General features: G+C 50.0%; 19 protein-coding genes, 3 tRNA genes and 1 pseudogene. 11 read left to right on the top strand and 12 right to left on the bottom strand.

Going from position 1 to position 23,118, the window contains the following annotated elements; genetic code table 11:
• Positions 1-114: 114 nt before the first annotated feature.
• From BZG13_RS15580 to BZG13_RS07865, 5 genes and pseudogenes are all read left to right on the top strand, one after another.
• Positions 115-2,034 (top strand): annotated as a pseudogene (locus BZG13_RS15580) (methyl-accepting chemotaxis protein); the annotation flags it as partial.
• Between the two features lie 227 nt (positions 2,035-2,261).
• On the top strand, positions 2,262-3,266 hold the full coding sequence (locus tag BZG13_RS07880) for a DUF3080 domain-containing protein (protein ID WP_077486222.1): 1,005 nt from the start codon (positions 2,262-2,264) through the stop codon (positions 3,264-3,266).
• A 177-nt stretch (positions 3,267-3,443) separates the two neighbouring features.
• Positions 3,444-3,520 (top strand) — tRNA-Val (locus BZG13_RS07875).
• 23 nt (positions 3,521-3,543) lie between these two features.
• A tRNA-Val gene (locus BZG13_RS07870) sits at positions 3,544-3,620 on the top strand.
• Between the two features lie 13 nt (positions 3,621-3,633).
• Positions 3,634-3,710, top strand: a tRNA-Val gene (locus tag BZG13_RS07865).
• 173 nt (positions 3,711-3,883) lie between these two features.
• Here BZG13_RS07865 and BZG13_RS07860 read toward each other — a convergent pair.
• The 4 genes from BZG13_RS07860 to BZG13_RS07845 form a co-directional block, all read right to left on the bottom strand.
• Positions 3,884-4,708: a Cof-type HAD-IIB family hydrolase gene (locus tag BZG13_RS07860; RefSeq protein WP_077486221.1), complete on the bottom strand. Its 825-nt coding sequence runs from the start codon at positions 4,706-4,708 to the stop codon at positions 3,884-3,886.
• A 67-nt stretch (positions 4,709-4,775) separates the two neighbouring features.
• Positions 4,776-5,249 carry an NYN domain-containing protein gene (locus BZG13_RS07855; protein ID WP_046073274.1) on the bottom strand — a complete coding sequence of 158 codons (474 nt, stop codon included), beginning with the start codon at positions 5,247-5,249 and terminating at the stop codon, positions 4,776-4,778.
• A 141-nt stretch (positions 5,250-5,390) separates the two neighbouring features.
• Positions 5,391-7,139 carry a formate--tetrahydrofolate ligase gene (locus tag BZG13_RS07850; protein WP_077486220.1) on the bottom strand — a complete coding sequence of 583 codons (1,749 nt, stop codon included), beginning with the start codon at positions 7,137-7,139 and terminating at the stop codon, positions 5,391-5,393.
• 166 nt (positions 7,140-7,305) lie between these two features.
• Positions 7,306-8,970, bottom strand: a complete 1,665-nt coding sequence (locus BZG13_RS07845) for a methyl-accepting chemotaxis protein (protein ID WP_198935510.1) — start codon at positions 8,968-8,970, stop codon at positions 7,306-7,308.
• A gap of 272 nt (positions 8,971-9,242) precedes the next feature.
• Between BZG13_RS07845 and BZG13_RS07840 the strand changes: the two genes are divergently transcribed.
• Positions 9,243-10,583: an ABC1 kinase family protein gene (locus BZG13_RS07840; RefSeq protein ID WP_198935509.1), complete on the top strand. Its 1,341-nt coding sequence runs from the start codon at positions 9,243-9,245 to the stop codon at positions 10,581-10,583.
• A 26-nt stretch (positions 10,584-10,609) separates the two neighbouring features.
• On the opposite strand, the gene BZG13_RS07835 is transcribed toward BZG13_RS07840, so the two are convergent.
• Complete coding sequence (locus BZG13_RS07835; RefSeq protein WP_077486217.1) at positions 10,610-11,551, bottom strand: Gfo/Idh/MocA family protein; 942 nt, start codon at positions 11,549-11,551, stop codon at positions 10,610-10,612.
• Positions 11,552-11,651: 100 nt separating this feature from the next.
• On the opposite strand from BZG13_RS07835, the gene BZG13_RS07830 reads away from it, so the two are divergent.
• Both BZG13_RS07830 and BZG13_RS07825 read left to right on the top strand, forming a co-directional pair.
• Positions 11,652-11,984, top strand: coding sequence for a DUF3392 domain-containing protein (locus BZG13_RS07830; RefSeq protein WP_069361264.1), 333 nt, complete (start codon positions 11,652-11,654; stop codon positions 11,982-11,984).
• A 151-nt stretch (positions 11,985-12,135) separates the two neighbouring features.
• Positions 12,136-13,413, top strand: a complete 1,278-nt coding sequence (locus tag BZG13_RS07825) for a DASH family cryptochrome (protein WP_077486216.1) — start codon at positions 12,136-12,138, stop codon at positions 13,411-13,413.
• A gap of 18 nt (positions 13,414-13,431) precedes the next feature.
• On the opposite strand, the gene BZG13_RS07820 is transcribed toward BZG13_RS07825, so the two are convergent.
• The 3 genes from BZG13_RS07820 to BZG13_RS07810 all read right to left on the bottom strand — a co-directional run bounded on the left by BZG13_RS07820 (position 13,432) and on the right by BZG13_RS07810 (position 16,815).
• Positions 13,432-14,073: an esterase/lipase family protein gene (locus BZG13_RS07820; protein ID WP_077486215.1), complete on the bottom strand. Its 642-nt coding sequence runs from the start codon at positions 14,071-14,073 to the stop codon at positions 13,432-13,434.
• A 183-nt stretch (positions 14,074-14,256) separates the two neighbouring features.
• Complete coding sequence (locus BZG13_RS07815) at positions 14,257-15,627, bottom strand: YjiH family protein (protein ID WP_420803487.1); 1,371 nt, start codon at positions 15,625-15,627, stop codon at positions 14,257-14,259.
• A 345-nt stretch (positions 15,628-15,972) separates the two neighbouring features.
• Complete coding sequence (locus BZG13_RS07810; RefSeq protein ID WP_077486213.1) at positions 15,973-16,815, bottom strand: hypothetical protein; 843 nt, start codon at positions 16,813-16,815, stop codon at positions 15,973-15,975.
• 200 nt (positions 16,816-17,015) lie between these two features.
• Between BZG13_RS07810 and BZG13_RS07805 the strand changes: the two genes are divergently transcribed.
• Positions 17,016-17,351, top strand: a complete 336-nt coding sequence (locus tag BZG13_RS07805; protein WP_069361267.1) for a DUF440 family protein — start codon at positions 17,016-17,018, stop codon at positions 17,349-17,351.
• A 181-nt stretch (positions 17,352-17,532) separates the two neighbouring features.
• On the opposite strand, the gene BZG13_RS07800 is transcribed toward BZG13_RS07805, so the two are convergent.
• The 4 genes from BZG13_RS07800 to BZG13_RS07785 form a co-directional block, all read right to left on the bottom strand.
• Positions 17,533-17,994, bottom strand: coding sequence for a methyltransferase family protein (locus BZG13_RS07800; protein ID WP_069361269.1), 462 nt, complete (start codon positions 17,992-17,994; stop codon positions 17,533-17,535).
• 106 nt (positions 17,995-18,100) lie between these two features.
• Complete coding sequence (locus BZG13_RS07795; protein WP_069361270.1) at positions 18,101-18,706, bottom strand: GTP cyclohydrolase II; 606 nt, start codon at positions 18,704-18,706, stop codon at positions 18,101-18,103.
• Between the two features lie 157 nt (positions 18,707-18,863).
• The gene (locus BZG13_RS07790) at positions 18,864-19,421 is read right to left on the bottom strand and encodes a sugar O-acetyltransferase (RefSeq protein WP_069361271.1); all 558 of its coding nucleotides are present in this window, start codon (positions 19,419-19,421) and stop codon (positions 18,864-18,866) included.
• 5 nt (positions 19,422-19,426) lie between these two features.
• Positions 19,427-20,701, bottom strand: coding sequence for a patatin-like phospholipase family protein (locus BZG13_RS07785; protein WP_069361272.1), 1,275 nt, complete (start codon positions 20,699-20,701; stop codon positions 19,427-19,429).
• 751 nt (positions 20,702-21,452) lie between these two features.
• Between BZG13_RS07785 and BZG13_RS07780 the strand changes: the two genes are divergently transcribed.
• Together BZG13_RS07780 and BZG13_RS15185 are read left to right on the top strand one after the other, a co-directional pair.
• The gene (locus BZG13_RS07780; protein ID WP_077486212.1) at positions 21,453-22,940 is read left to right on the top strand and encodes a sodium-dependent transporter; all 1,488 of its coding nucleotides are present in this window, start codon (positions 21,453-21,455) and stop codon (positions 22,938-22,940) included.
• Positions 22,937-23,038 (top strand): MetS family NSS transporter small subunit, encoded by a 102-nt coding sequence (locus tag BZG13_RS15185; RefSeq protein WP_100297978.1) that lies wholly within the window; start codon positions 22,937-22,939, stop codon positions 23,036-23,038. Before BZG13_RS07780 ends, BZG13_RS15185 begins: the two co-directional genes overlap by 4 nt.
• Positions 23,039-23,118 lie beyond the last annotated feature (80 nt).

The raw sequence follows: 23,118 nt of genomic DNA, 5'->3' as shown, positions 1-23,118 counted from the left end.
CAGCGTGATAGATCATAACTCACAGCTACGTTACTAAGGGTAAACCACGTATAGTTTGTCAATAACCCCATACAAACCATGTGGCAACCCGGTCACTTTGTCGTAGAGTTGTTTATGTTTGAATTCTTAAAATCTCGCTTGTTGTCAGGTAAAACCTTACATGAATCTCCCAACCATCCACCTTTTGTTTATTCACTGTGTATTCGTAGCCGCGATGTCAATCAAAGCACGTTATCGGCTTTATCTTTCTCAGAAGGTAAAACACCTCTGGTGCTGGCTTTTATCTCACCCCATTTACCCTTTGAAGCAACAACCCAAAAACTCCAAGCCGCGATGCCTTTTTGTCAAACTCTGATAACCATAATGACAGCTGGCGAACTTGGTGGTGGGCATACCTCGCTGTATCACACCACAGAGGGCGAATGGGATAACATTGTTTTACAGAGTTATGGCGACAATGTCATTGAATCTGTCAGCGCAGCGACCGTGCCTTTACATTGTGAAGACATCAAAAGCGGTACGCCGACATTATCGCCCGAGACACGCATTGAAAAAATTACCCGTTCGTTGCAACAGCTCAGAGTGCCTTTTACTATCGACGCGCAAGATACAGTTGCACTCACCTTTTTTGATGGATTAAGTGGCTCAGAAAACTTTTTTATGCAGGCCCTTTATGCAACCCGCCGTTTCCCTTGCTATTTCGTAGGCGGCTCAGCAGGTGGCACTCTAAATTTCCGCGAAGCTAAGTTGGCGCTCAATGGGAAGCTACTCGACAATTATGCCGCGCTCGCTTTTATCAAGTTTGCGCCCGGTATTCGCTATGGCATCATGAACAGCCATAACTTCAAACCAACAAACTTTCATCTAGATATAGCCAAAAGCGAACCGGCTGCTCGAATTGTCACCGGTGTGTTTGCGCCCAACAGCACCGCCCTGATTTCACCAGTACAAGCGTTATGTGATTACTTTTCTTGTCAGGCTCACCAGCTCGAATCATATTTGGATGGCTATACATTTGGAATAAAGATTGGCGAGCAAATTTATATCCGTTCGATCGCTGCGATTGACCATGAGCAAGGTATCCTGCATTTCTTCTGCGATCTCGATTTTGGCGATAGCCTCTATCTTATGAAAGCGGATGACCTAGCTGAAGTGACAGCACGCGACTATCAACAACACTTAAGAGACAAACCTCGCCGACCTTTTGCCATGCTCGCTAACGATTGTATTTTGCGCCGTGTCAACAATACGCAGTCACTATCACGAGTCACTTGCTTTGATAACATCCCCAGTATTGCTGGTTTCTCAACATTTGGTGAACTATTAGGTGTACACCAAAACCAGACCTTGACCGCACTCATGCTATACCGCGTCGAACCCAACGAATCTTTTGCTGATAAATTTGCCGATCAATTTGCCATTCACTATGCGGATTACCGTGGCTACAACGCTCAAAAACAAATTAATAGCCTACAAAAACTTTCGGCACTCCAATCGCATAGTATCAATCGCCTGTCTCGGTACAAATCATTACTTCAATCACTGTTAGACAGTTACAGTGGTGTGGCCGACTACGCCACCGAGAGCGCAGACATTCTCCAAGCTGTCCAAAAACAGTTTTCAACACTTGCTAACGAGGTCCAACAACAACACGGGCAAAGCCAAGATCTACAAATCCATACCGACGCACTGAGTGTGAATGCCAGCCGTATAGAAGAAATTTTAAAAGTGATTGATGGCATTGCCGAACAAACCAATTTGCTGGCACTAAACGCTGCTATTGAAGCGGCACGCGCAGGTGAACAAGGACGTGGGTTTGCCGTGGTCGCTGATGAAGTCCGTAACTTATCGCAAAATACGCAAAACAGCCTTAGTACCACCGGAGAAACCGTCAGAAATGTCAACGGTGCCATTGGTCAGATCAGCCATGTGATTGGACTAACCCTCGAGGTAATGGATAAAGTCCAGTACTCTGCTGATGGGCTAAGCGATGAAGTAACACGACTACTGAGCCTGTCTGAACAAGCAACAGGGAGTATTCAATCGAGCATTGCTAATATAGAACAAGTACAACAAGATATGACAGCAATTGATGAAGAGCTTTCTACGATTTTATCCCTTACGCAAACTCAACAAGTATAATTAACAAGGAAAACTGTTCCTCACACTGTACACGTAGATCCCAACGAGGCGATCGTTAATCCGATCGCCTGCGTACATGTTAGCATCGTTAAGTCAGGAGCTTAGCCAAGAGCCAAATCATGCGCCGAATACAAACCGCAATACTCGTCATATCGTTAGCAGCATTAGCGGGATGCCAATCAGATGATCCGGCCAAGGACATGATGGCCGACTACTATCAGCGACTTGGCAATGTGCTGGATGCGCCAACCCCCGACTTCACCGCCCCTGAGCTACCGACATTGCCACGTAAACGCGATCTGGTTCAGCCACTGGAAGAGCTGAGAATGGGCGTCCTCGACGCTTACGAGCTTCGCCAGTGTGGTTTGTTCAACCTGATCGCGGAGCGTAATTCTTCCTTAGGTAAAGTGGCCGACCGCTTTCGGCAGCTCGACTATGAGCTCCATTTTATTGATACCGCGGCGCAGTGTTTGCCGCAAGTGAAGGATCCAAGTATTCACGCTGAGCTAGAAAAGGCGCTGGCGCTTAAACGCCAGCAGCGGGAGAAAGTGATCTGGAATACCTTGATTGATAGTGATGCTTGGCGCGCGCAGCTCAGCTTGCCGGCGTTTACGCTCCCCATCGAGCTTCCAGCACACAGCAATGCGGTCAACACCATTGCGCAATTTAGCCAATTAATACCCTCAACCCAAGCGCCCACAGAGTCTGTTACAGACTGGCAAGAAAGCATCGAAAAACAGCCAATTCTAGGCGATTTGTTTGTGAGCTTGAGCTATCACACCGCTTGGCTTAACCAAACCAGTGAACTGATTGCTAACCATCAAGATAAAGTGCGTTGCGGCGGTAATTTTGATACCACCCGTTTAAAACGCCTGCAGACTGTCTTTTATAAGTTTTACGTGGGTGATGTGCAGCCATATCTGGCTCGGGTGGATGGGCTGTATCGCGATCTTGCCCCGGAGCTTTCGCGACTGGCGACATTAAACACGCCTGACACATTTAACGATTACAAAAACGCCTACTGGAAGGGAGACGCTTATCAGGCCTACAAGGCGGCGATTAAACATCATGCTGATGTCTGGCAACAATTGTTCCAGCGTTGCGATGTCAAACTCGGGCAATAACGCATCAACAATCAGCGCGTCACCGTTAAAACAGTCACTCACGCATGACAGATAGCGAAAACATCGCCATATTGACGATCAAATCGCCAAACAGTCGTTTCTACGCAAAAATATGGGCTTAAGCGCTTGCGTGACACAGATGAACTCGCTACTATTCATCCCGCTTTCAAGCACTGTGCGTCCGTAGCTCAGCTGGTTAGAGTATCGCCTTGACATGGCGGGGGTCGGTGGTTCGAGTCCACTCGGACGCACCACTTTGCTTGAAACGAAAAATTATGCGTCTGTAACTCAGTTGGTTAGAGTGTCACCTTGACATGGTGGAAGTCGGTGGTTCGAGTCCACTCAGACGCACCACATTTTGAAATTCGCGTCCGTAGCTCAGTTGGTTAGAGTACCGCCTTGACATGGCGGGGGTCGGCAGTTCGAGTCTGCCCGGACGCACCATTTCCAGAGAGCCTGCTTTTAAGCAGGCTTTTTTGTTTTGCGCGAATACCGCTATCGGCTCATTAAAGCTAGATAGGCTCACGCCAAACGCTCTACAAATACGCCATCAATACCATGAAATAAAAAACGAGGCAGGCACAAACACCCACCCCATTTGTTCATGCTTGTTCGTTTTACGCTACGGCGCTATCGGCCGCTAACACAAACTTTTCAATCGCTTTGGCCACACCGTGCTCATCATTGCTCTCGGTAATGTAATCCGCGATTTGCTTGGTTGCTTCCATGGCATTCGCCATCGCAATCCCAAGGCCCGCGTATTCCAACATCGCATGATCGTTTTCAGCATCGCCCATGCAAATCACCTCGTTAGGTTGAATACCTAAATGCTCCGCAATGGCGGCCACCCCCGTCCCTTTATTGCTCTCAGGGTTTAAAAACTCGAGGAAGAAAGGCGCACTTTGTACGACTGTAAACTCCTCCCGCAGCGCGGATGGTAAAGCGGCGATCACTTCATCTARCTTGCTTGGCTCCGCCACCATCAACACTTTGATAATCGGATGATCATCGCTTAGGGTCTCGAAATCCATCACGGTAATATCCAGGCCGTTGATCTTGCCCTCAATCTCGGTATACGGATTCTGTGCGGGTGTAATCAAACCGTGCTCAGTACTAAAGGCATGCACAGAGGCTCCCAGTGCCTCGGCGTGCCGAGCCAATGTTTTAGCGGCTTTTCCGTCGAGCCCTTTTTGCAAGATCACCTTATCGGTCCCCACGTTTTTCACCATCGAGCCGTTGTAATAAAGCACAAAGTCTTTATCTGAATAGATACCCAACTCATCCAGCTTAGGCTGCATGCCCTCAAGCGGCCGACCGGACGCCAATACCACAGTCACGCCTTTTTCACGCGCGCGGGCAATGGCTTGCTTATTCTCAGCAGAGATTGCTTTCTCGCTGTTCAACAAGGTGCCGTCCATATCCAAGGCGATTAATTTGTACATCGTTTACTCACTTCAACATCAACATAAAATCAGAAATTGTCCCAGAACCGCAAACTAAACGCCGTGCCTACAACAACATATCGTCTTCAATCGCAATAAAGCGATCGACACTGTTCACCAAGGAATTAGCCGTTAGGGAAGGCACACCAAGCACGATCGCTTCAGTGTGATAGCGCGCGCGGATTTTGTTCATCAGCAAGTCAAAATCTCCGTCGCCAGATAACAGCACCACGGTATCGACCTCGGGAGCGGTTTCCATCACATCAATAGCAATCCCCACATCCCAATCGCCTTTGGTACTGCCATCGGCGCGTTGAATATAAGGTTTGAGCTTGACGGTAAAGCCAATGTGGCGCAGGGCATCTTGAAATTTGATTTGCTGATCGTCATCGCGGCGAATGGCGTAGGCATACGCGGTTACCACCTCCCCCATGTCATTGAGGGTTTGCCACAACTGGCGATAGTTAAACTGACGCCCGTAGGCTTGGCGTGTGGTGTAGTAGATATTTTGAACGTCGACAAAAACCGCGATTTTTTTCAAGTCAGGCTCACAGTCGGTGGGAGAATTGAAGCCAGAGAGGATACCACATCACGCGACCTTGAAGACAATCACAAGCGTGGCCGCGTCTAGCAAAAACAAAAAAGCCGCTGACAACAGCGGCTCTCACGAGGGTTAGTATCATTAACTCAATCCAACAATATTACCCTCATCATCGAGGTCAAGGTTCATAAACGCTGGTTTTTCCGGTAGGCCGGGCATAGTCATCACGTTGCCGCATAAGGCATAGACAAATCCAGCACCCGCGCATAATTTCAACTCGCGGATCGGTACATCAAAGCCTTTGGGAGCGCCTTTGATCGCACCATCGGTTGAAATTGATAGCGGCGTTTTCGCCAAACAGACCGCCAAACCCTCATACCCTTGCGCTTTCAATTGTTGCAGTTGCTGTTTCGCGGTTTCACTTAACGTCACGCTTCCCGCGCCATAACCGACTTCCGCAACCACCATCAGTTTTTCTTCCAAACTTTGATGGGCATGATACAAGGGCGAGAATGATGCGTTGGTTTCACATTGCGCGACCACTTGTTCCGCCAGTTCACGCGTACCCTCACCACCTTGGGCAAAGCCTTCACTGATCGCTACCCGCACCTTATTAGGCAGCGCTTCAATCATCGCCTTGAGTGTCGCAAGCTCAGCATCGCTATCTTGCGGGAAACGGTTAATTGCGACCACTGCCGGTACACCATATTGATTCACATTGTTGATGTGCCATTTTAGGTTTTCAAACCCTGCCACCAATGCTTCATGATCATCCGCAAAAAGTGATTTTGGTAATGGCTGCCCAGGCAAAAAGTTATAGTGCGTTGAGTTGGCTTTAAGGCCACGTAATGTCGCCACAATCACCGCGCAGTCTGGTGCTTTACCCGATGCTTGCGCTTTGATGTTGCAGGCTTTTTCAAACCCCATGTCCGAGCCAAAGCCACCTTCGGTGACGGTATAGTCCCCCAGCTTAAGGGCAATGTTATCGGCGATAATCGACGAATTGCCATGGGCAATATTGGCAAATGGACCGGCGTGAACCAGTGTCGGCACGCCTTCTAGGGTTTGCATCAAAGTGGGTTCAATCGCTTCTTTCATACTCACCGCCATCGCGCCGGCCACTTGCAAATCTTCGGTGGTGATTGGCTCACCGGTATGGCTATAAGCCAACACTATGCAGCCGATGCGCTGACGCAAATCGCGAAGATCGCTCGCCAACGCCAAAATAGCCATTAGCTCAGAGGCGGCCGAGATATCAAATCCGCCCTCACGCTCGTAGCCGTTGATGGTTTTGCCAGGCTCGTTTTTCCCCACAGTCACCATACGCAAGGCGCGATCGTTGTGATCCATCACCCGCTTCCATACCACCCGACTTGGGTTGATTTTTAACGCTTTTAAGCCACTACGCGCCTCAAAATCGTCATAGCCTAGGCGTTGCTCGTGATAGATTCGCGCATCAATTGCCGCAGCAGCCAAGTTGTGCGCCGCGGTCACCGCATGAATATCTCCCGTCAGGTGGAGGTTAAGCTCCTCCATCGGAGCCACTTGCGAATAACCACCGCCAGCGGCGCCACCTTTCACACCAAATACGGGCCCCATCGAAGGCTGACGAATACACGCCGTCACAGAGTGATTCAGCTTCGCCAAGCCTTGCGCCAGACCAACGGTGGTCACGGTTTTGCCTTCACCCAAGGGCGTGGGAGTGATGGCGGTGACCAGGACTAACTTTCCCGTTCGGTTGGGCGCAAGACGCGTTAAGCAATCGAGAGAGACTTTGGCTTTATAGCTACCTTGCGTTTTAAACTCTGAGTCAATGAGGCCAGCTTGCTTGGCAATGGTAGGTATGGGGGCGAGTGTGGTATTACGACAAATCTCGACATCAGGCAGCATGAAACCCTCTCAATAGCGCATAATATGTTCAAAGCAAACGTTTGCGTGAGCATAATACCGCTAAAATAGCTATTGTAAAGCGAAAGGACGCTTGCCGTTAGCGTCCTTTAACGTTTTTATCATGCCTCGCGCCTATGCTTGCGCGTGGGAGCGAGTTAAGCGTGATTTAAGCGACTTTAAATTGCCCGACCAAGGTATCGAGATCTTGGCCAAGCGAACTCAGCTCTTCCGCCGCGTGTGACGACGTCTCGCTCGCGTTTAGTAAGCTGGCGACAATGTCGCGTATTGATATTAGGTTACGGTGAATATCTTCCGTCACCGTGGTTTGCTCTGATGCTGCGCTGGCAATTTGCGAGGTCATATCGTTCACTTGCGAGAACGCCGCACTCACCGAGGTGATTCGCTCGCCAATTTCTGATGAGATCGTTGCCATGTTTTGGCACTCTTGATCGCTGTCGGCTATGGTTTTGACCGCACTATCCACATGCACATGCAGGCCATCGAGCATGTCACGGATCTCATGAGTGCTGGTTTGGGTGCGGCTTGCCAAAGTACGCACTTCATCGGCAACCACGGCAAACCCTCTGCCTTGCTCACCGGCCCGAGCCGCTTCAATCGCTGCATTCAGCGCCAACAGATTGGTCTGTTCGGCAATCTCACCAATCACAGACAGCACCGAGGTGATCTTGTCCGACTGGGCTTTAAGCTGGTCCACCTGTCCGCTCGACTCACCCATTTTCGCTACCAACCGATCAACCGACGAGATAGATTCATGCACTTGGGTTTGTGCATTCTGGGCGTCTTGGGTGGCAGACGTAGCGGCATCAGCAACCTGAGTAGTGTTCTGTGCCACTTCCTGCGCAGCAGAGCTCATTTCTGTTACCGCGGTGACCACTTGCTCGGTCTCGTTATCATGGGTTTGTAGTTTTTGCGCTACCACAGATGTTTGCTGAGCCATATCACTGGCGGTGCTGTTTACTTGTGCCGTCACTTGCGCCACACGCTGAATAGTCTGCTGCAGTTTCTCTACAAAACGATTAAACGCATGGCCAAGTTGAGCGATCTCATCATGGCCTTGCACATGCAAGCGCTGAGTGAGATCCCCCTCGCCACTGGCGATATCATTAAGCTTATCGAGCATGTTTTTCACCGGCTCGCCAATACGCTGCGCAAACCAACTCACTAATAAGCCGGTAATCACCACCGTGCCTAGCCCGAGCAAGGTTAAACGGAAAATTTGCGCATTCAAGGTTTGCTCTGCGTCGGTGCGATAGGCAGCGACCTCTTGCTCAATGTCATCGGTGTAGGCACCTGTGCCTAACAGCCACTGACCGTTATTCACCATTACCGCATAGCCGATTTTATCAATCAGCGCATCGGTACCCGGCTTATCAAACATAAAATTGAAGTAGCCATCGCCACGTTGTGCGGCCTCAAGCAGGCCCTGAATGACCTTGTTGCCTTTCGGATCGGTAAAATCAATCAGGTTTTTCCCTTCAAGCGCGGGCTTAACAGGATGAAACACATTAATCCCCTGCTTATTGTAGATAAAAAAGTAACCCGCTTCGCCAAATTTCACATCAGTAAGCGCCGTTTTCAGCGCCGCCAGACGTGCCTCACTGGTACCGGGATTGATGCGTTCTACAATGTTCTCGGCCACCTGAGTCACTTCTTCGAGTTGTTTTTTACGCTCGTTGACTAATTTTTCCCGAAACGTGGCAATGTTCTCTTCTATTAGTGTTCGCTCGTTATGTGCCGTGATCGCACTCAAAATCAATATCGAAGCAATAAGCGGCACAATGGCAAGCAGCAGTATTTTTGTTTTAAACATCAGCTTCATTAGCATTTACCCTACAGACTAATTTTGTAAGCAAATGCTACTACTTAACTAGACAGACAAAAATATAAACTGCTGTTTTATTTGATCTAAACGCAATTACACCCCCGGGGCTGTGACCCGGGTTGGAATGTCATGTAAATGGAAAGGTCTTTGTCATATCCTGGTGTGGGTTTGGCTCTTTAACTCGCGTCTGTGTGAGAGCGAGCAACTCGTCTCACCAAACCATTCTGCTATTTATCCCGTATTCTTAGGGGATTCAGGAGGTGGCTATGAAAAATCGTAAAGTGCCGCATGGTAAGTTTTCTCGCTTTGGTGCGCTGGCTTCGTTGGCGGGGCGGGTGGCGTCGAATGTGGCGTGGGAAGGTACCAAACAGTTTGCCCAGGGTAATCGGCCGAGTCGTAAGGACCTGGTAATGTCGCCGACCAATATTGCCCACGTGGCGGATAAACTGGCGGATTTGCGTGGGGCGGCAATGAAGGTTGGTCAGTTGCTTTCGATGGATGCAGGAGATCTGATCCCGCCAGAGCTTAGTGATTTGCTCGCCCGCTTACGCAGTAACGCCACACCCATGCCTCCGGCGCAGCTTAAAGCAGTACTTAATGAAGAGCTGGGCGATAATTGGCAGGCTGAGTTCACTCATTTTCGTTTCTCACCCATCGCGTCAGCATCGATTGGCCAAGTGCACGAGGCCTATACCGATGCCGGTGAAAAAGTGGCGGTAAAGGTGCAATACCCGCGCATCAAAGACAGCATTGATAGCGATGTGGATAATGTGATCACCTTATTGCGCCTCAGTGGCCTGATCCCCAAAGAAGCCAACTATCAAGCCTTACTCGATGAAGCCAAGCAGCAGCTGCATGACGAAGCCGATTACCGCAAAGAAGCACAAGCACTGACTCGGTTTGGCGACCATTTGAAAAATGCCAACGGTTTAATAGTGCCAAGAGTGCACGCAGCCCTTACCTCTGATCGCGTTCTCACCATGAGCTATATGGCAGGAGAACCGATTGAGCGGCTCAACAACGCCTCAGAGACAATTCGTCATCGTGTGATCAGTCGCTTATTCCAGTTGCTGTTTGAGGAAGTCTTTGTATTCGGTGAAGTACAAACCGACCCCAACTTTGCCAATTATTTGTATCAGCCTGACACCGGGCGTGTGGTGTTGCTCGATTTTGGCGCCACCCGTCAGTATGCCCCGACCTTTACCGATGGCTATCGCAAGCTATTTTTAGCGGCGATTGAAAAAGACAACGTGGGTATTGAGGCGGCACTGACCCAAATTGGCTTTTTTGCCGAGCACATCTTGCCGGAGCAAAAAGCCAGCGTGCTGGAGCTTGTGAACACGGCGTGTGAGCCGATCGCAACGGATGCGCCATTTAATTTTGGCGACGCCGATTTAGCGACCCGTTTACGTAACCGAGGGATGGCGCTGAGCATGGAGCAAGGCTATTGGCACACGCCGCCGGCGGATGCGCTGTTTTTACACCGTAAAATTGCCGGGTTGTATTTGCTGGCGGCCAAGTTAAACGTGAGCTTTAATGTCCGCCAGTTGTTATTGCCCTATTTAATCCACTCGCATACGGATAATCCGGTCGAAGCGTAAGCAGCCACAGCGTGCTGCGCGTGGGACTAAGGGCTATCGCGCAGCGCTTCACAATAGGCGACCAAATCTTCCGCGGCCCAGTGGCTCGCCACATTACGAGCGGTGAGAGTAGCATCAACCCGCCCTTCGCTAACCACCTCAAACCAATGGCTGAGCATCGCGGCAAAACCTTTGCTCGCTTGCATACCCGTCCAATCTGGCAAGGTCAGCTGTGTGGTGACGTTGTCTTGCATGCGCGCACCACGGGTAAAGCCATCAAAGAAATAGCTCTCGTTACGATAAGCCGCCGCAATGGTTTCTTTAGTGACCCCATACTGGCGGTTCATGCTAGCCTCAAACAAGCTATTGTCGCGGTGCCAACGCACGTCTAAACGCCCGAGCAAGCCCTCGCTAAATTGCGCAAATACATCCAAGTCATCAATATTGATGTCACCATGAACATTGATACTGTCGAGTGGATGAATGAAATCATCAAAAATAAAACGACGCGGTGCATCGGGCAGCGCATGACGGTGTTTTTCCCAACGCAGCGATAAAAGGGGTGTGCCCAGCTCATCTTCAGGGCGCTGGCCATTGAGATGGGTGTTGAGCAAAGGCAAATAACGCCGGTTAAAGCCTGCAAACAAGGGGGTTTGCTGTTGTTCTGCCAAGTTGAATAAGGCTTCAACCTCCGCGCCTGATGGGGCGACAGGTTTATCGACAAACACCGGCACACCTGCTTGCAAGCAGGTACGAATCAATGCAGCATGCGAGTCGGTGGCGCTGTGGATCATCACTCCATCCACCCCTAAGGCTAAGCACTCGTGGATATCACTTGCGGTCTCACTCACACGATATTGCGTGGCCAGCGCCGCCCGTTTCGCGCTATCACGGCTGCACAATACCCACTCCAGCCCCGGCCAGTTGGCCATCAATGGCAGGTAGGCTTTTTGTGCGATGTCCCCTAACCCGATCGACGCGATCTTCATGCCTTCTCCTTACATCGTGCGCTCCCGCGGGCCAAGTCCGCGCTGGAAGTCGCCAGCAGAAATCAGTAACCTAGCCGCATTCTACACAGTGTAAATCGTTATGAATATTTTAATCTCTTGGTTTTCTCAGGCGGGCGCATGGTTAACACCCTGGCTCAGTGATATTGCAGTGGCGATTGTCGCGTCACTGTTGGTGGTTTTTGGCAATGATATCAACCGGACGCTACGCCGTTTACTGACCGGCCATCATTTTATCGTGCGTACACTCGTTTTTGTGGCGATCAATGCTTTTGGTTACGGTGCTTTTATTATCGCCGTCTCCCCTTGGTTGGCACGACAAATGCGCGGATGGCCAGATCATTGGCTTTTTGCCGGCTTGGTCGCGACCTTTATTTTTATTGGTATGTGGGCACAACGGCAGCGACAAATCTAACGCCTAGCCACTACACTCACCCACAACCGTTGAGTTACGAATGTGAGCGAGAGGCTTTTCTACATGATATCGATGAATTGTCAGCCAACGAGAGACATCAAGCAATCCGGTGACGGCCTCTTGGCGTATTGGTGGGAAAAAGGAGAGATGTATGCAACGCGGATTAATGTGGTTTCGCCACGACCTTCGAATACATGATAACCCTGCGCTCGCCAATTTAGCCTCGAGTTGCGATCAACTGACCTGCGTGTTTGTGATTGATCCAAGTTGGTATCGCGCGGATCACTTTCAAAGCAGGCACCTCGGAGCTCCACGAGAAGCGTTTTTATGGCAAAGCTTAACCGAGCTGCATCGCGCGCTGGATGCGATGGGACAAAAGCTGATCATTCGCACCGGCAAGCCGCTCGAGGTGGTGGCGAATTTGTGTATGGATCACGCGTTTGATCTTATTGGCGTGACGGRCCACCCAGGCACGCGCGAGCGTCACCAGGTTGATACGCTGGTCGAGCGCTTTCCGCAGCGGGTGGTCGTCTCGGATGCTCACACCTTATTTACCCAGCACCAACTGCCTTTTGATTTACCGGAGATCCCGACGACCTTTACCCAATTCCGTRAAGCGGTGGAAAAACGGGGGCTCAAGCCGCGCCTACCGCTGCCGGTGCCTGAGTCGTTGCCTGCCCCCATCACAGCGATTAAGTCCGACCCCGCGCCCCTGTCTGATCGCCGGATTGCGCCGTATCAAGGTGGTGAAATCGCCGGACGTGCGCAGCTCAATCATTACCTTTGGGATACTCATCGCATTCAGCGTTATAAAGAAACGCGAAATGGCTTGGATGGTTGGGATTTTTCGTCACGCTTATCGGCCTGGCTCGCTAACGGCAGTTTATCCGTGCGCTGGGTCGCTGCAGAGCTCGATCGCTATGAGCGCAATGTCGAGAAGAACGAGTCCACCTATTGGCTATATTTCGAGCTATTGTGGCGCGAGTATTTCCAATGGATGCTGTATCACTACGGTGCCCGTTTTTTTGCCTTTAAAGGCGTTGCCAACAAACGGCCACTCACGACCTTTTATGCCGAAGCCTTTATGGCGTGGCGTGAAGGCACTACGCCTTTTCCTATCGTCAATGCGGCGATGCGCCAACTTAAGCAAACGGGTTGGCTCTCTAATCGCAGTCGACAATTGGTCGCCAGCTGCTTAATCCATGAATTAGGCGTTGATTGGCGCTATGGCGCGGCGTACTTCGAACAACAACTGATTGATTTTGATGTAGCGGCTAATTATGGCAATTGGCAATACTTAGCAGGCGTTGGTGCCGATCCGCGCGGCAGCCGCCGATTTAATCTCGATAAACAAGCAGCACAGTACGATCCCGATGGCACATTTGTTAAGACTTGGGTGGGAGAACACGTCTCATCCGAACTAAAGTGACCTTATCAAACCATCACTTTAACCCTCGGCGGCTGGCACAGCCGCCGACGTATATTGAGCGACTAACTGAATCACACGATCACTGACCCGGCGAGAAAATAGGAGGGCAATGTGGGTCACCGGGTACACATCGTGACTGATCATGCCCTCGATTTTGGTCTCTTCAACCAGCACAGTGCCATCGCAAACTTGGTCTTTTAATAACAATCCAGCGGGTCCCCACGGGCAATCGCCGGCAAGGCTATGTAATGGCGGAAGGTTTTGCCAGGGTTTGATCTTGTCAGGGATAAGCATCTCTTCGCTGCGTTGAAACAACCAGCCGCCCCACCCCAGATCGCCAAAGATACGTGCCAACTTCGCGCCTTGATGCGGTGTGCCCAAGGTGATCACGGCGCGAATGTCGAGAGGTGGTCTATCGTTCTGCTCTGTGTGCTGTTCCAAGTAACGGCGAATAATGAGTCCGCCCATCGAGTGACCAACCAAGATCGCGGGCTGGTCGCCAATAAAAGCATTTATCTTAGCGGTGATATCATCCAGATCCGGATTAAGCGTATTATAAGAAACATTCAGTACCTGATGCCCTTGTTTTTCCAAGCGCTCGCACAGCGGAATTAAAAATACGCCATGCATGTATAACCCATGAAGAGTCACTATTTTCATCCCGCCTCCCATTCGCCGCTGCGTTCAGCATACCAAGGTATGCCCCTTGCTGCCCATAGGGGGTTGATACGACAGAGAGCTTGCATCACAACAACGAGGACGCGTTAACAAAAAACGCCCCACAAACAGTGAGGCGTTGATGATGTATTGGGACGCGCATGGCGGCTTATGCGTGATGCCTAATTAGAAAATCAGGTGCGCAATCCCCGCGATGACAGGTAGTGTGACTAGCGTACGTAAAATAAAGATCACGAACAGCTCCCACAGCTTGACTGGGATTTTGCTTCCCAGTAATAAGGCACCCACTTCCGAGATATAAATCAGCTGGGTCACCGATACCGTAGCAATCACAAAACGGGTCATTTCACTGTCGATTTCTGCGGCTAAAATGGCAGGAATAAACATGTCTGCAAAACCAATCACCATGGTCTCAGAGGCTTTCACCGCATCAGGGATATGCAAGAGTTCAAGCAGTGGCACAAAGGGCGCCCCTAGGATGCTGAACACATCGGTGTATTCGGCGACCATCAACGCGGCAGTACCAATCGCCATCACAACCGGCAATACACCGAGAACCATATCGACGGCGTTTTGTACGCCCTCTTTTAGCACACTGCTTACCGAGCGAATTTTCTCGGCACGTGTCAGTGCACAGTGCAGTCCATAACTCAACGTATTGTGACCAGCCGGTAAGACTTCATCATTGGTTTCACGCTCAGCGTTATCGATAAGCGCATCTTTTTTCCAGCTCAGAGGCGGTAGACGAGGCACGATAATCGCCGCGGCAATCCCCGCTAGACAGACGGTGAGATAGAACCAGGCAAACATGTGCATCAAGTCGACTTGGGCTATCACCACCAAACTAAAGCTGATTGAAACTGCAGAGAACGTCGTACCAACCACTGCTGCTTCACGCTGGGTGTAAAAACCTTGCTCATATTGTTTACTGGTCATCAAGATACCGACACTGCCATCGCCTAACCAAGAGGCAGCACAATCAACCGCAGAACGCCCCGGTAAACCGAATAGTGGGCGCATTACCTTGGTGAAAATCGCGCCAAGCAGTTCAAGCAAACCGAAACTGGTCAATAGCGGCAGTAATAGGCCAGCGAAGATAAACACAGACAACAAGGTAGGCAGCAGCTCATTGAGCACAAAGGCCCCCGTTGTTTCTCCCATGATGACCGGCGAGCCCAAGCCATAAAACGCCATCACGATAAAGGCAGCCCCGAAAACACGGGTGATTAGCCATACGGGTGAGACGTTAAACAAGCCATTAAGAAAGCCATTTCGCATGATAACGGCAGGTTTGGTCAGCGTAACCAACACTGAAACAACGGCACTCAACACCACTAAGGCAGTGACGACCGCTGTTGCACTGTTACCTAGTAAGTCCAAGACACTGCTCGCCATCACCGCAATTGGAATAGTGACACTGTCACCGAAACTGACGGGCGTCATAAAAAGGAACAACCCCAATAGTGATGGGATTGCGAACATCAGAATGTTTCTCATCGAAGGTGACTTCGTAGAGAGAGTGTCAGTTTTTTGCATACGTCTGAATCCTGAATTTATATTTATCTCACCGCGAGTATCAGCGCCTTTGCTGATTAATTATTCACTCACCGTGACTAACTGACATGCAGATTATCGAATCATGCGCAGGATGTAAATAACTATTTAGTCATAAATACTGAATAAATACACCCCAAAAGCAGATTGCACATGCCTAATGGTGGTTTTATAGTTCAACAAACCATCTTTTGTGAAAAGTTTGTTACGTCGTTTTATTGACCAAGATCAGATTCTGTTACTCACTTGTAGGGAATGAGGCGGGTTGGCTCACAGAATACGCTTAATGCTCAAGCATCCAACGCCCGCATCGTTGCCAAACGCTCGTTAACCAATTTTAAAGTCAATGCGCGCGTATTCTTTGATCAACCAATCGCCAAAGTCATTGAGGAGGGTCATGACAGCACGTTTTTTTACCGGTTTACGCTCTAGCAGGATAAAAAGTCGCTCAATCGCCATTTTTTTATCCGGGTAGTGTTTGATAAAGGCATCCGCACACTCGTTGAGTGATTCACTCCAATACGCTTCTTTATGAAGTACCAAACCAAATGCACCGCGTATCAAGGTATCCGCAATCGCTTGAGCTGTATTGAGCTGGGTATTCCATGTGGTGGCGGCAGTGATTTTTTGTTTGGCACGCGCGAGTTTGTCAGAGATATCTGGATTCATCGCCTTCGCCACTTCCCAGCTGGCTTCAAATAAACCAAAACTGGCCGACAAGTCTTGGCCATAGAGGCAAATGGCTCTGTGCTTAAAAAAGAATCCCCAGTGAAAGATTTGTGAGAGATCTCTAACATGTGACACGGTCACGATATCGATATGACAATCACTGATCACCTTGCTATGGCTGGTTTTTAATCGCCAGAGCAAGGTGTTTAATGCGTTCGATTGATCAAGCGTCAAGGCGTGTTGGCACACCACCGTCAGCGATAGCACACTTTCATTCACCACGGCCCGTCGCCAAACAATATCTCCACTCACATAGACGCTGTGAAGCCGCTTGCCGAGCAAGCCACGGAGTTGCTTCACCGCTTTAATCATCACGGGGATAAATTCAGATTGGAACGGGGCACGCCGGTCGGGCTCCGGTAAATAGGCGTTTCTGGGTTGCAACTGAGTCACGACTTTCACACAGGTTTGGGTACGCGCGCTATTGTTGGTCATCTGCATAAACAAATCAACGCTCTAACTGCGGGTCTGCTTTTATTTTAGCCAGAGGTTGTCGATTTCACCATGGACACCGACGGTTGGGAGGAGGAATGCGTATACGCTCTAGGTACGTCTTTGTAAAAGGCAACCGATACGGCGCGGCTGAGATACCCCTTACAGCATGATATAGTGCGCATACATACAGACAATGAGAGCTTACCATGACGCAAGAGAATCAACTCAGCTTGGAGACCGTGTTAGAGATCGCGTTCGAGATTTTTGCCGAAACGGCCCCAGACAACTTGGAGTTCGACGATTTAATGCTCTATGAGTCCCGTTTTGAAGAAGAAGGGGGCGCTGTGGTGGTTGAGGTCAACAGTGATTGGCCAGAGCATGTGGGCGCCGATGTTGACTTGTCTCAGTGTGCCGAGGTGCAAATGGGTTTAGCTGGCGCTGAGGTGTTAGATGAAGTCTTTGTGCGTATGCTCATCAGCCGAGATCCGGATAATAAATTCTGTCATTTATTGTGGAAGCGCAGCCCAACACAGCTCCACTAGCCCTGCCCCACAGGATAACGGCAGCGATAGGTGCTGCCGTTGTGGATGCGACTGTCCCACCCATAGCGTCTAGTCAGTTGTGGATACCCTGTCGCGGAGACATGACTAAGGGTTATCGGTGCGGACTGGTGCTGACATCACCCAATGTCAGAGTGGGATTATACCCTTAGTTTATCTAATCCTAAAGCCAGCGTCGGACACGAGCTGCATAAGCGTCAAAATCATCAGGCCATTGGCGTGATAAACGGGCTTCTTCAGCAGGAATAAATGTGGCGGATAGGTAGGCCATAAAAGCGGGAATCATCCCCCAGCACCATAGCGCATTAAAATACAGCCCAGCCGCAGCGATGATCAGTACCAACGCCAGATACATGGGGTTGCGGGTATAACGATAGATCCCAGTGGTCACCAACGCTGAAGGCATTTGCAGCGGATCAAGTGTGGTGTGATGGCGATGGAACGCCCATTTAGCGGCGGCTAATAACCCCACAGCTAACCCCAGAGGCAAGGCAGCCCAAACCGGCGCACCCAGCACCAGCGAAAAAGGAAAGAAATGGCTCAGTAATAAACCAATCGCAACCGCAATGAGCATCGCCACAGGGGGCAATGGGGGAAAGAGATAATGCCATGTTTGCACACGCATGACTCGTCCTTGAGCAATGACTGATATAATGGCAATAATGTAGCGAATATGGGCAGTGATTGTCACTGCCCTGCGAGCAATTTAGCCCATTTTTATCGACGAATGTTTAATCTTGCTCAATATTGAGACGATGCTTGCCGTGCTCAATCTTTGCCTTAAGATAGTTACGATTACCGTCTTTAAGGTGGGCTTTGGTGCCAATCACTTCTTTGAGAGTAATCCCTGCCGCTTGTAGCTCTTCGATCTTTTTGGGGTTATTGGTAATCAAGCGAATACGGTGAGCGTCTAACGCTTTTAGCATCTGCGCCGCTTCGGAAAAATCACGCAAATCATCTGCAAACCCTAAGTGGTTGTTCGCTTCATACGTCGTCATCCCTTCGCTTTGTAGCTTGTAGGCATCCAGCTTGTTATACAGCCCTATCCCGCGCCCTTCTTGGCGCAAATAAAGAATAATACCGCCATCTTCACCCATCTTTTGGATGGTTTCTTCAAGTTGCTCACCACAATCGCATCGAGAGGAATGGAAGACATCACCGGTTAAACACTCGGAATGCATACGAACTAAAGGCGGATCAGCTTTCTTATCGGCTTGTTGGAAAATTAGCGCGACGTGCTCTTGCTCAGATTCTAAACCATGGAAGGAAAGGATCTCTGCTGGGATCTGACTTCCCACCCCGACTTTCAACGGCACTCGGGCCCTAACTTTAACCATTCTGCGTCTATCTCTTACTGCTGATACCCTATTGAGGGCGCTAACATTACTACACCCACATCAGTATGCCAATTCAAAAATGTTATATTATAACATTTATGGGGAGGATGCGATAACATCGTGTTGGGAGGCACCTGTCGCGTTGTCTCTACCCTCATCACTGCAAACGCCGCACCACCGCAGCCGGATTACCAGCCACAATAGAAAAGGGTTCGATGTCCGCATCAACCACTGATCCGGCTTCAATCACTACCCCTTCACCGATCGCCGCACCCGCTTTTATCACGGTATTTCCCTCGATGATGACGTTATTACCGATGATGACATCTTGAGAGGACTCGCATTCACCTCGGGCAATGTCTAGCGGTAATACGCGATGACGCGTGGTATAGATCCCCACGTTAGGGCCAATACTCACATTATCGCCAATACTGACGTGCGCGCCGTCTAAAATGGTGCAATTGGGACCGACGCTTACATTACTGCCAAGATGAATATTCATCCCATAATGGCAAAAGAAAGGCGCATCGATTTCAACGTTATCGCCAATACGGGCGAATAGCTTGGTGGTTACCACGGCTAAACTGGCGGCATCTTCAGGATCAAGCCGATTAAACTGTTGGCAAAGTCGACGCGCGGCATATCGAAACAAAGTCAGCTCTTCATCCGCGGGACAATAAGGCAGGCCGCGTTGCATTTTTTCAAACTCTGTCATCGGCGCTACCCTTGATGCGGCATTTGTAACGACGTTGACTCAAAGCCGGGGTTATCCACTGTCGACAAAGAGACCAGCGAGTCACCGTATTCACGCAAGAATTGGTTTCCCAGCGAGGCCCCCAGCTGATAGTCGGCTTCTAATGCCGCCGGCTTACTCAGCAAGGCACTGCTTTGCAGCGGCGCGCTCGGCGCAATTTGCACTATCTGAGCACGCGCTGGCGGTGACGCCAAAAACTGCAGTTCACTTTGGTAGCTTTGGTAATGCGTGGTCAGCATCTTGAGCATTTCCGTATTCAATGGTTTGCCCGATAAAGACTGCAACCGATAAATCGTGTCACCACCAAACAGCCAACGACCACCATTTTGCATCGCTTTTTCTTTCATGCTGTCGCGCACACGATTAACCAGTTGCTCGCGGCTAGACTTATAGCGCTCTGATAGTTCCCCTAGCTGCTTACTCAGCTCTTTCTGGAAGGTTTCAAAGCGGGCGAGTCGATATTTCGACTCAAAATTTGATAGATAGTCGGAGAGCTTAAATTGCGGTCTTTTCGTCTCAAAGCGTTCGCGCAGTGTCTCAAGAAAGCGGCGGTTTTCGTCATCGCGCTTTTCTTGTTCTATCACAGGCTCGGTACGTACAACCACAATAATATCGGCCCCGCGCGCGAACGCCTCCTTTACCGGGATCGCCGCAGTGACCCCGCCATCGACATAGCGGTGCGACCCGATAGTCACCGGATGCGGGTAAAGAAGCGGTATCGCACAGGTCGCTTTCAGAGCATCTGGCCAGCTGTCTTCTGTCAGTGAGAAAAAGGCCGGTTGCAATGTATCGACGTCTGTCGCACACGCGTAGGCATAGCGGCTTTGCAGGTGGCGCCGCGCGGCTTCCATATCTAACGCGGTTTCTTTGCCCGGCAAGGCCGTATCGAGCGCCCAATCCAAGTCCATGTAATGCTGGCGACGCACATACTTCATCAAATGGAAGAAGCGCTCTTGCGTGGTGAGCTGCGTAATAAAGCGGTAGCCATATTGATATTGCTGACACACATACGCGCTCATATTAAGCGCGCCTGCTGAGGTGCCAAAATAAAGCTCAAAAGGATCAAATCGGTGGGTTAAAAAAGCATCTAGCACACCGGCTGTAAAAATGCCTCGTTGTCCGCCCCCTTGAAGCACTAGGGCGATGCGCTGCGGCCGCGCGCGCGTCCCGCTCTGTGCACTAGCGGTCAACGCGTTGTCGGTCAATACCGTGGGCTGCACGGCTTGATTAGTTTCTACCACGTTCGCCCCTTACCATCACACTTAGCGTTATGCTTATGTTTTATTGAATATTTTTAGTTAGCTATAGCTCATAGTCTAACGCGTCGTGTGATACTGTGCTAGCGCTTAGCGCGCCGTGGCATCGTTATCGAGCTAGCGGCCACCTCGGTGATGTTTATGCCAGCACCGCCACGGCGGCAAATGTAAAAATAAGGCCGAGTGCGCAGGCTGTCGTCAGCAATGCATAAGTGAGGGTCGTATTCATGATGTGCTCCTAGATGATCACGCTGCTATAACAAGTGTAAACCATGTTTAGTGTGCGTCTTTGTTGCCTAAAATTCTGCTAATGAGATCATGTTTTTTGGCGCTGTGGCACGGGCTCGATACGTATTCCCGTTGTTTTTTTCATCAATTGGCGACCGACAAAAAATAACCATTAATCACCAGTTATTGACAATTTAGACAGCTCATTTAACTACTTTATCGAAAAAAGACATGATTTATCTCTACCTATATGCACAAATAGCAGGTTAACCCCCATTTTCTTGCTAACTTGTTGGTTTTAAGGCTATTGATTTAGCCTCACGCTGTGCTTAATGTGCAATGACTGCCCGCTTTAGATAAAAAATTCAACATTCGGGCAACAGGAAGTTAAAAATCAATATTGCGGGAATGTGCTATTTCTTTCATATCGACCCAAAAAACGCAGCCTCACAACACTGCATATTTGGATGGACGTAAAGAAAGGCGATTCGCAAAGGAGTAAGTAGATATGAAAAGAGAACAATGGGGCTCACGCGCTGGGTTTATCTTGGCTGCCGTGGGGTCAGCAGTCGGCCTAGGGAATATTTGGCGGTTCCCTTACATGGCCTATGAGAACGGTGGCGGGGCCTTTTTTATTCCATACCTTTTCGCCATGCTCACCGCGGGTATTCCATTTATGATTATGGAATTTGGGCTAGGGAAAAAACTGCGCGGCTCATCGCCCGTGGTCTTTTCCAAGCTCAATACCAAATTTGAATGGCTGGGATGGTTTCAAGTTTTAATCGCGGCCACCATTGGGATTTACTACGTGGCCGTGATTGGCTGGGCCATTTCCTACTTTGGCTTTTCGTTTGGCCAAGATTGGGGCACGGATACCAACGCGTTCTTCTTCTCCGATTACCTAAAACTCGGGGAAAACTCTCCCACCAGCTTGGGTGATTGGCAGTGGCACATCGCGATTCCAATGATCATCGCTTGGGCTATCACCTATGCAGCGGTTTTCCGTGGCGTGAAAGGCGGCATAGAGAAAGCCAGCAAAATCATGATGCCTTTGCTATTTATCATGGTGTTGTTGCTCATTGGCCGCGTGGTAATGCTGCCTGGTGCGCTAGATGGTTTAAACTATCTGTTCTCGCCTGACTTTAGCAAATTGGCCGATGCCAGTGTGTGGTCCGCCGCCTACGGGCAGATCTTCTTCACACTGTCAGTGGGCTTTGCCATCATGCTTGCCTACTCTAGCTATTTGCCAGAAAAGTCTGACGTCAACAATAACGCCTTGATGACGGTGTTGATCAACTGTGGTTTCTCGATTGTCGCCGGCGTGCTGATCTTCTCCATTCTTGGTTATATGGCCGCGGAGCAGAGCAAAGGGATCACCGACGTGGTCAGTGGTGGGGTTGGTCTAGCGTTCGTCACCTTACCCGCGGCGATTAATCTGCTCCCTATCCCTTATATTCTTGGCCCGCTGTTCTTCCTGGCGTTGGTTGTTGCTGGCTTGAGTTCGCACATTTCCATCATCGAAGCCGTCACATCATCCATCATGGACAAACTCAATGTGACTCGCCAAAAAGCGGCGACAGCCGTCTGTGGTGTGGGTTTTGTCGTCTCAATGGCGTTCGCCACTAACGGCGGTTTGTTGCTGCTAGATTTGGTCGATTACTTTGTTAACAACGTTGCACTGCTCACAAGCTGCTTGCTTGAGCTACTCTTGGTCGGCTGGCTGGTTAAACTATCAGACATCCGTCAATATGCTAACCGTATCTCTGAGTTCAGCGTGGGACAGTGGATGGAAATTTGTATCCGCTTTATCAGCCCCATTATGCTGGCGGTGATCTTGGTGAAAAACCTGATTGACACCTTCAACGAAGGCTACGGTGGTTACGCACAATTCGAATTACTGACCCTAGGTTGGGGCTTGGTCGCTGCCATGCTTGTGGTAGGGATTATCGTTAATAGCACCACACCCCCTGCTCGCGATATGGAGACAGACGCATGACAACAGGCGCAATTATCATGATGCTTATCGGCTTTGCCGTCACTTGGGGTGGCGCGGCTTTATGTATTCGTAAAGCCATGCACAGCAATAGCGAATAGCGAATAGCGCGTCACGGTTCATAACACACTGTGATGTCAACCAAAGCCCTCTTCAATGGAGGGCTTTGTCTTTTTCACGC

This window comes from Salinivibrio sp. ML323 (assembly GCF_001995745.1).
In the GTDB taxonomy this organism is placed as follows: Bacteria; Pseudomonadota; Gammaproteobacteria; order Enterobacterales; family Vibrionaceae; genus Salinivibrio; species Salinivibrio kushneri.
Note: the sequence above shows the minus strand (reverse complement) of the source record. Positions and strands in the feature narration are given on the sequence as shown.

What these genes read in the sequence shown, in the direction of transcription:
- BZG13_RS07845 (WP_198935510.1), bottom strand. Translation starts at nt 8,970, where the DNA reads ATGTTTAAAACAAAAATACTGCTGCTTGCCATTGTGCCGCTTATTGCT.
- BZG13_RS07830 (WP_069361264.1), top strand. Translation starts at nt 11,652, where the DNA reads ATGAATATTTTAATCTCTTGGTTTTCTCAGGCGGGCGCATGGTTAACA.
- BZG13_RS07790 (WP_069361271.1), bottom strand. Translation starts at nt 19,421, where the DNA reads ATGACAGAGTTTGAAAAAATGCAACGCGGCCTGCCTTATTGTCCCGCG.
- BZG13_RS07810 (WP_077486213.1), bottom strand. Translation starts at nt 16,815, where the DNA reads ATGCAGATGACCAACAATAGCGCGCGTACCCAAACCTGTGTGAAAGTC.
- BZG13_RS07795 (WP_069361270.1), bottom strand. Translation starts at nt 18,706, where the DNA reads ATGGTTAAAGTTAGGGCCCGAGTGCCGTTGAAAGTCGGGGTGGGAAGT.
- BZG13_RS07880 (WP_077486222.1), top strand. Translation starts at nt 2,262, where the DNA reads ATGCGCCGAATACAAACCGCAATACTCGTCATATCGTTAGCAGCATTA.
- BZG13_RS15185 (WP_100297978.1), top strand. Translation starts at nt 22,937, where the DNA reads ATGACAACAGGCGCAATTATCATGATGCTTATCGGCTTTGCCGTCACT.
- BZG13_RS07800 (WP_069361269.1), bottom strand. Translation starts at nt 17,994, where the DNA reads ATGCGTGTGCAAACATGGCATTATCTCTTTCCCCCATTGCCCCCTGTG.
- BZG13_RS07815 (WP_420803487.1), bottom strand. Translation starts at nt 15,627, where the DNA reads ATGCAAAAAACTGACACTCTCTCTACGAAGTCACCTTCGATGAGAAAC.
- BZG13_RS07805 (WP_069361267.1), top strand. Translation starts at nt 17,016, where the DNA reads ATGACGCAAGAGAATCAACTCAGCTTGGAGACCGTGTTAGAGATCGCG.
- BZG13_RS07850 (WP_077486220.1), bottom strand. Translation starts at nt 7,139, where the DNA reads ATGCTGCCTGATGTCGAGATTTGTCGTAATACCACACTCGCCCCCATA.
- BZG13_RS07820 (WP_077486215.1), bottom strand. Translation starts at nt 14,073, where the DNA reads ATGAAAATAGTGACTCTTCATGGGTTATACATGCATGGCGTATTTTTA.
- BZG13_RS07780 (WP_077486212.1), top strand. Translation starts at nt 21,453, where the DNA reads ATGAAAAGAGAACAATGGGGCTCACGCGCTGGGTTTATCTTGGCTGCC.
- BZG13_RS07835 (WP_077486217.1), bottom strand. Translation starts at nt 11,551, where the DNA reads ATGAAGATCGCGTCGATCGGGTTAGGGGACATCGCACAAAAAGCCTAC.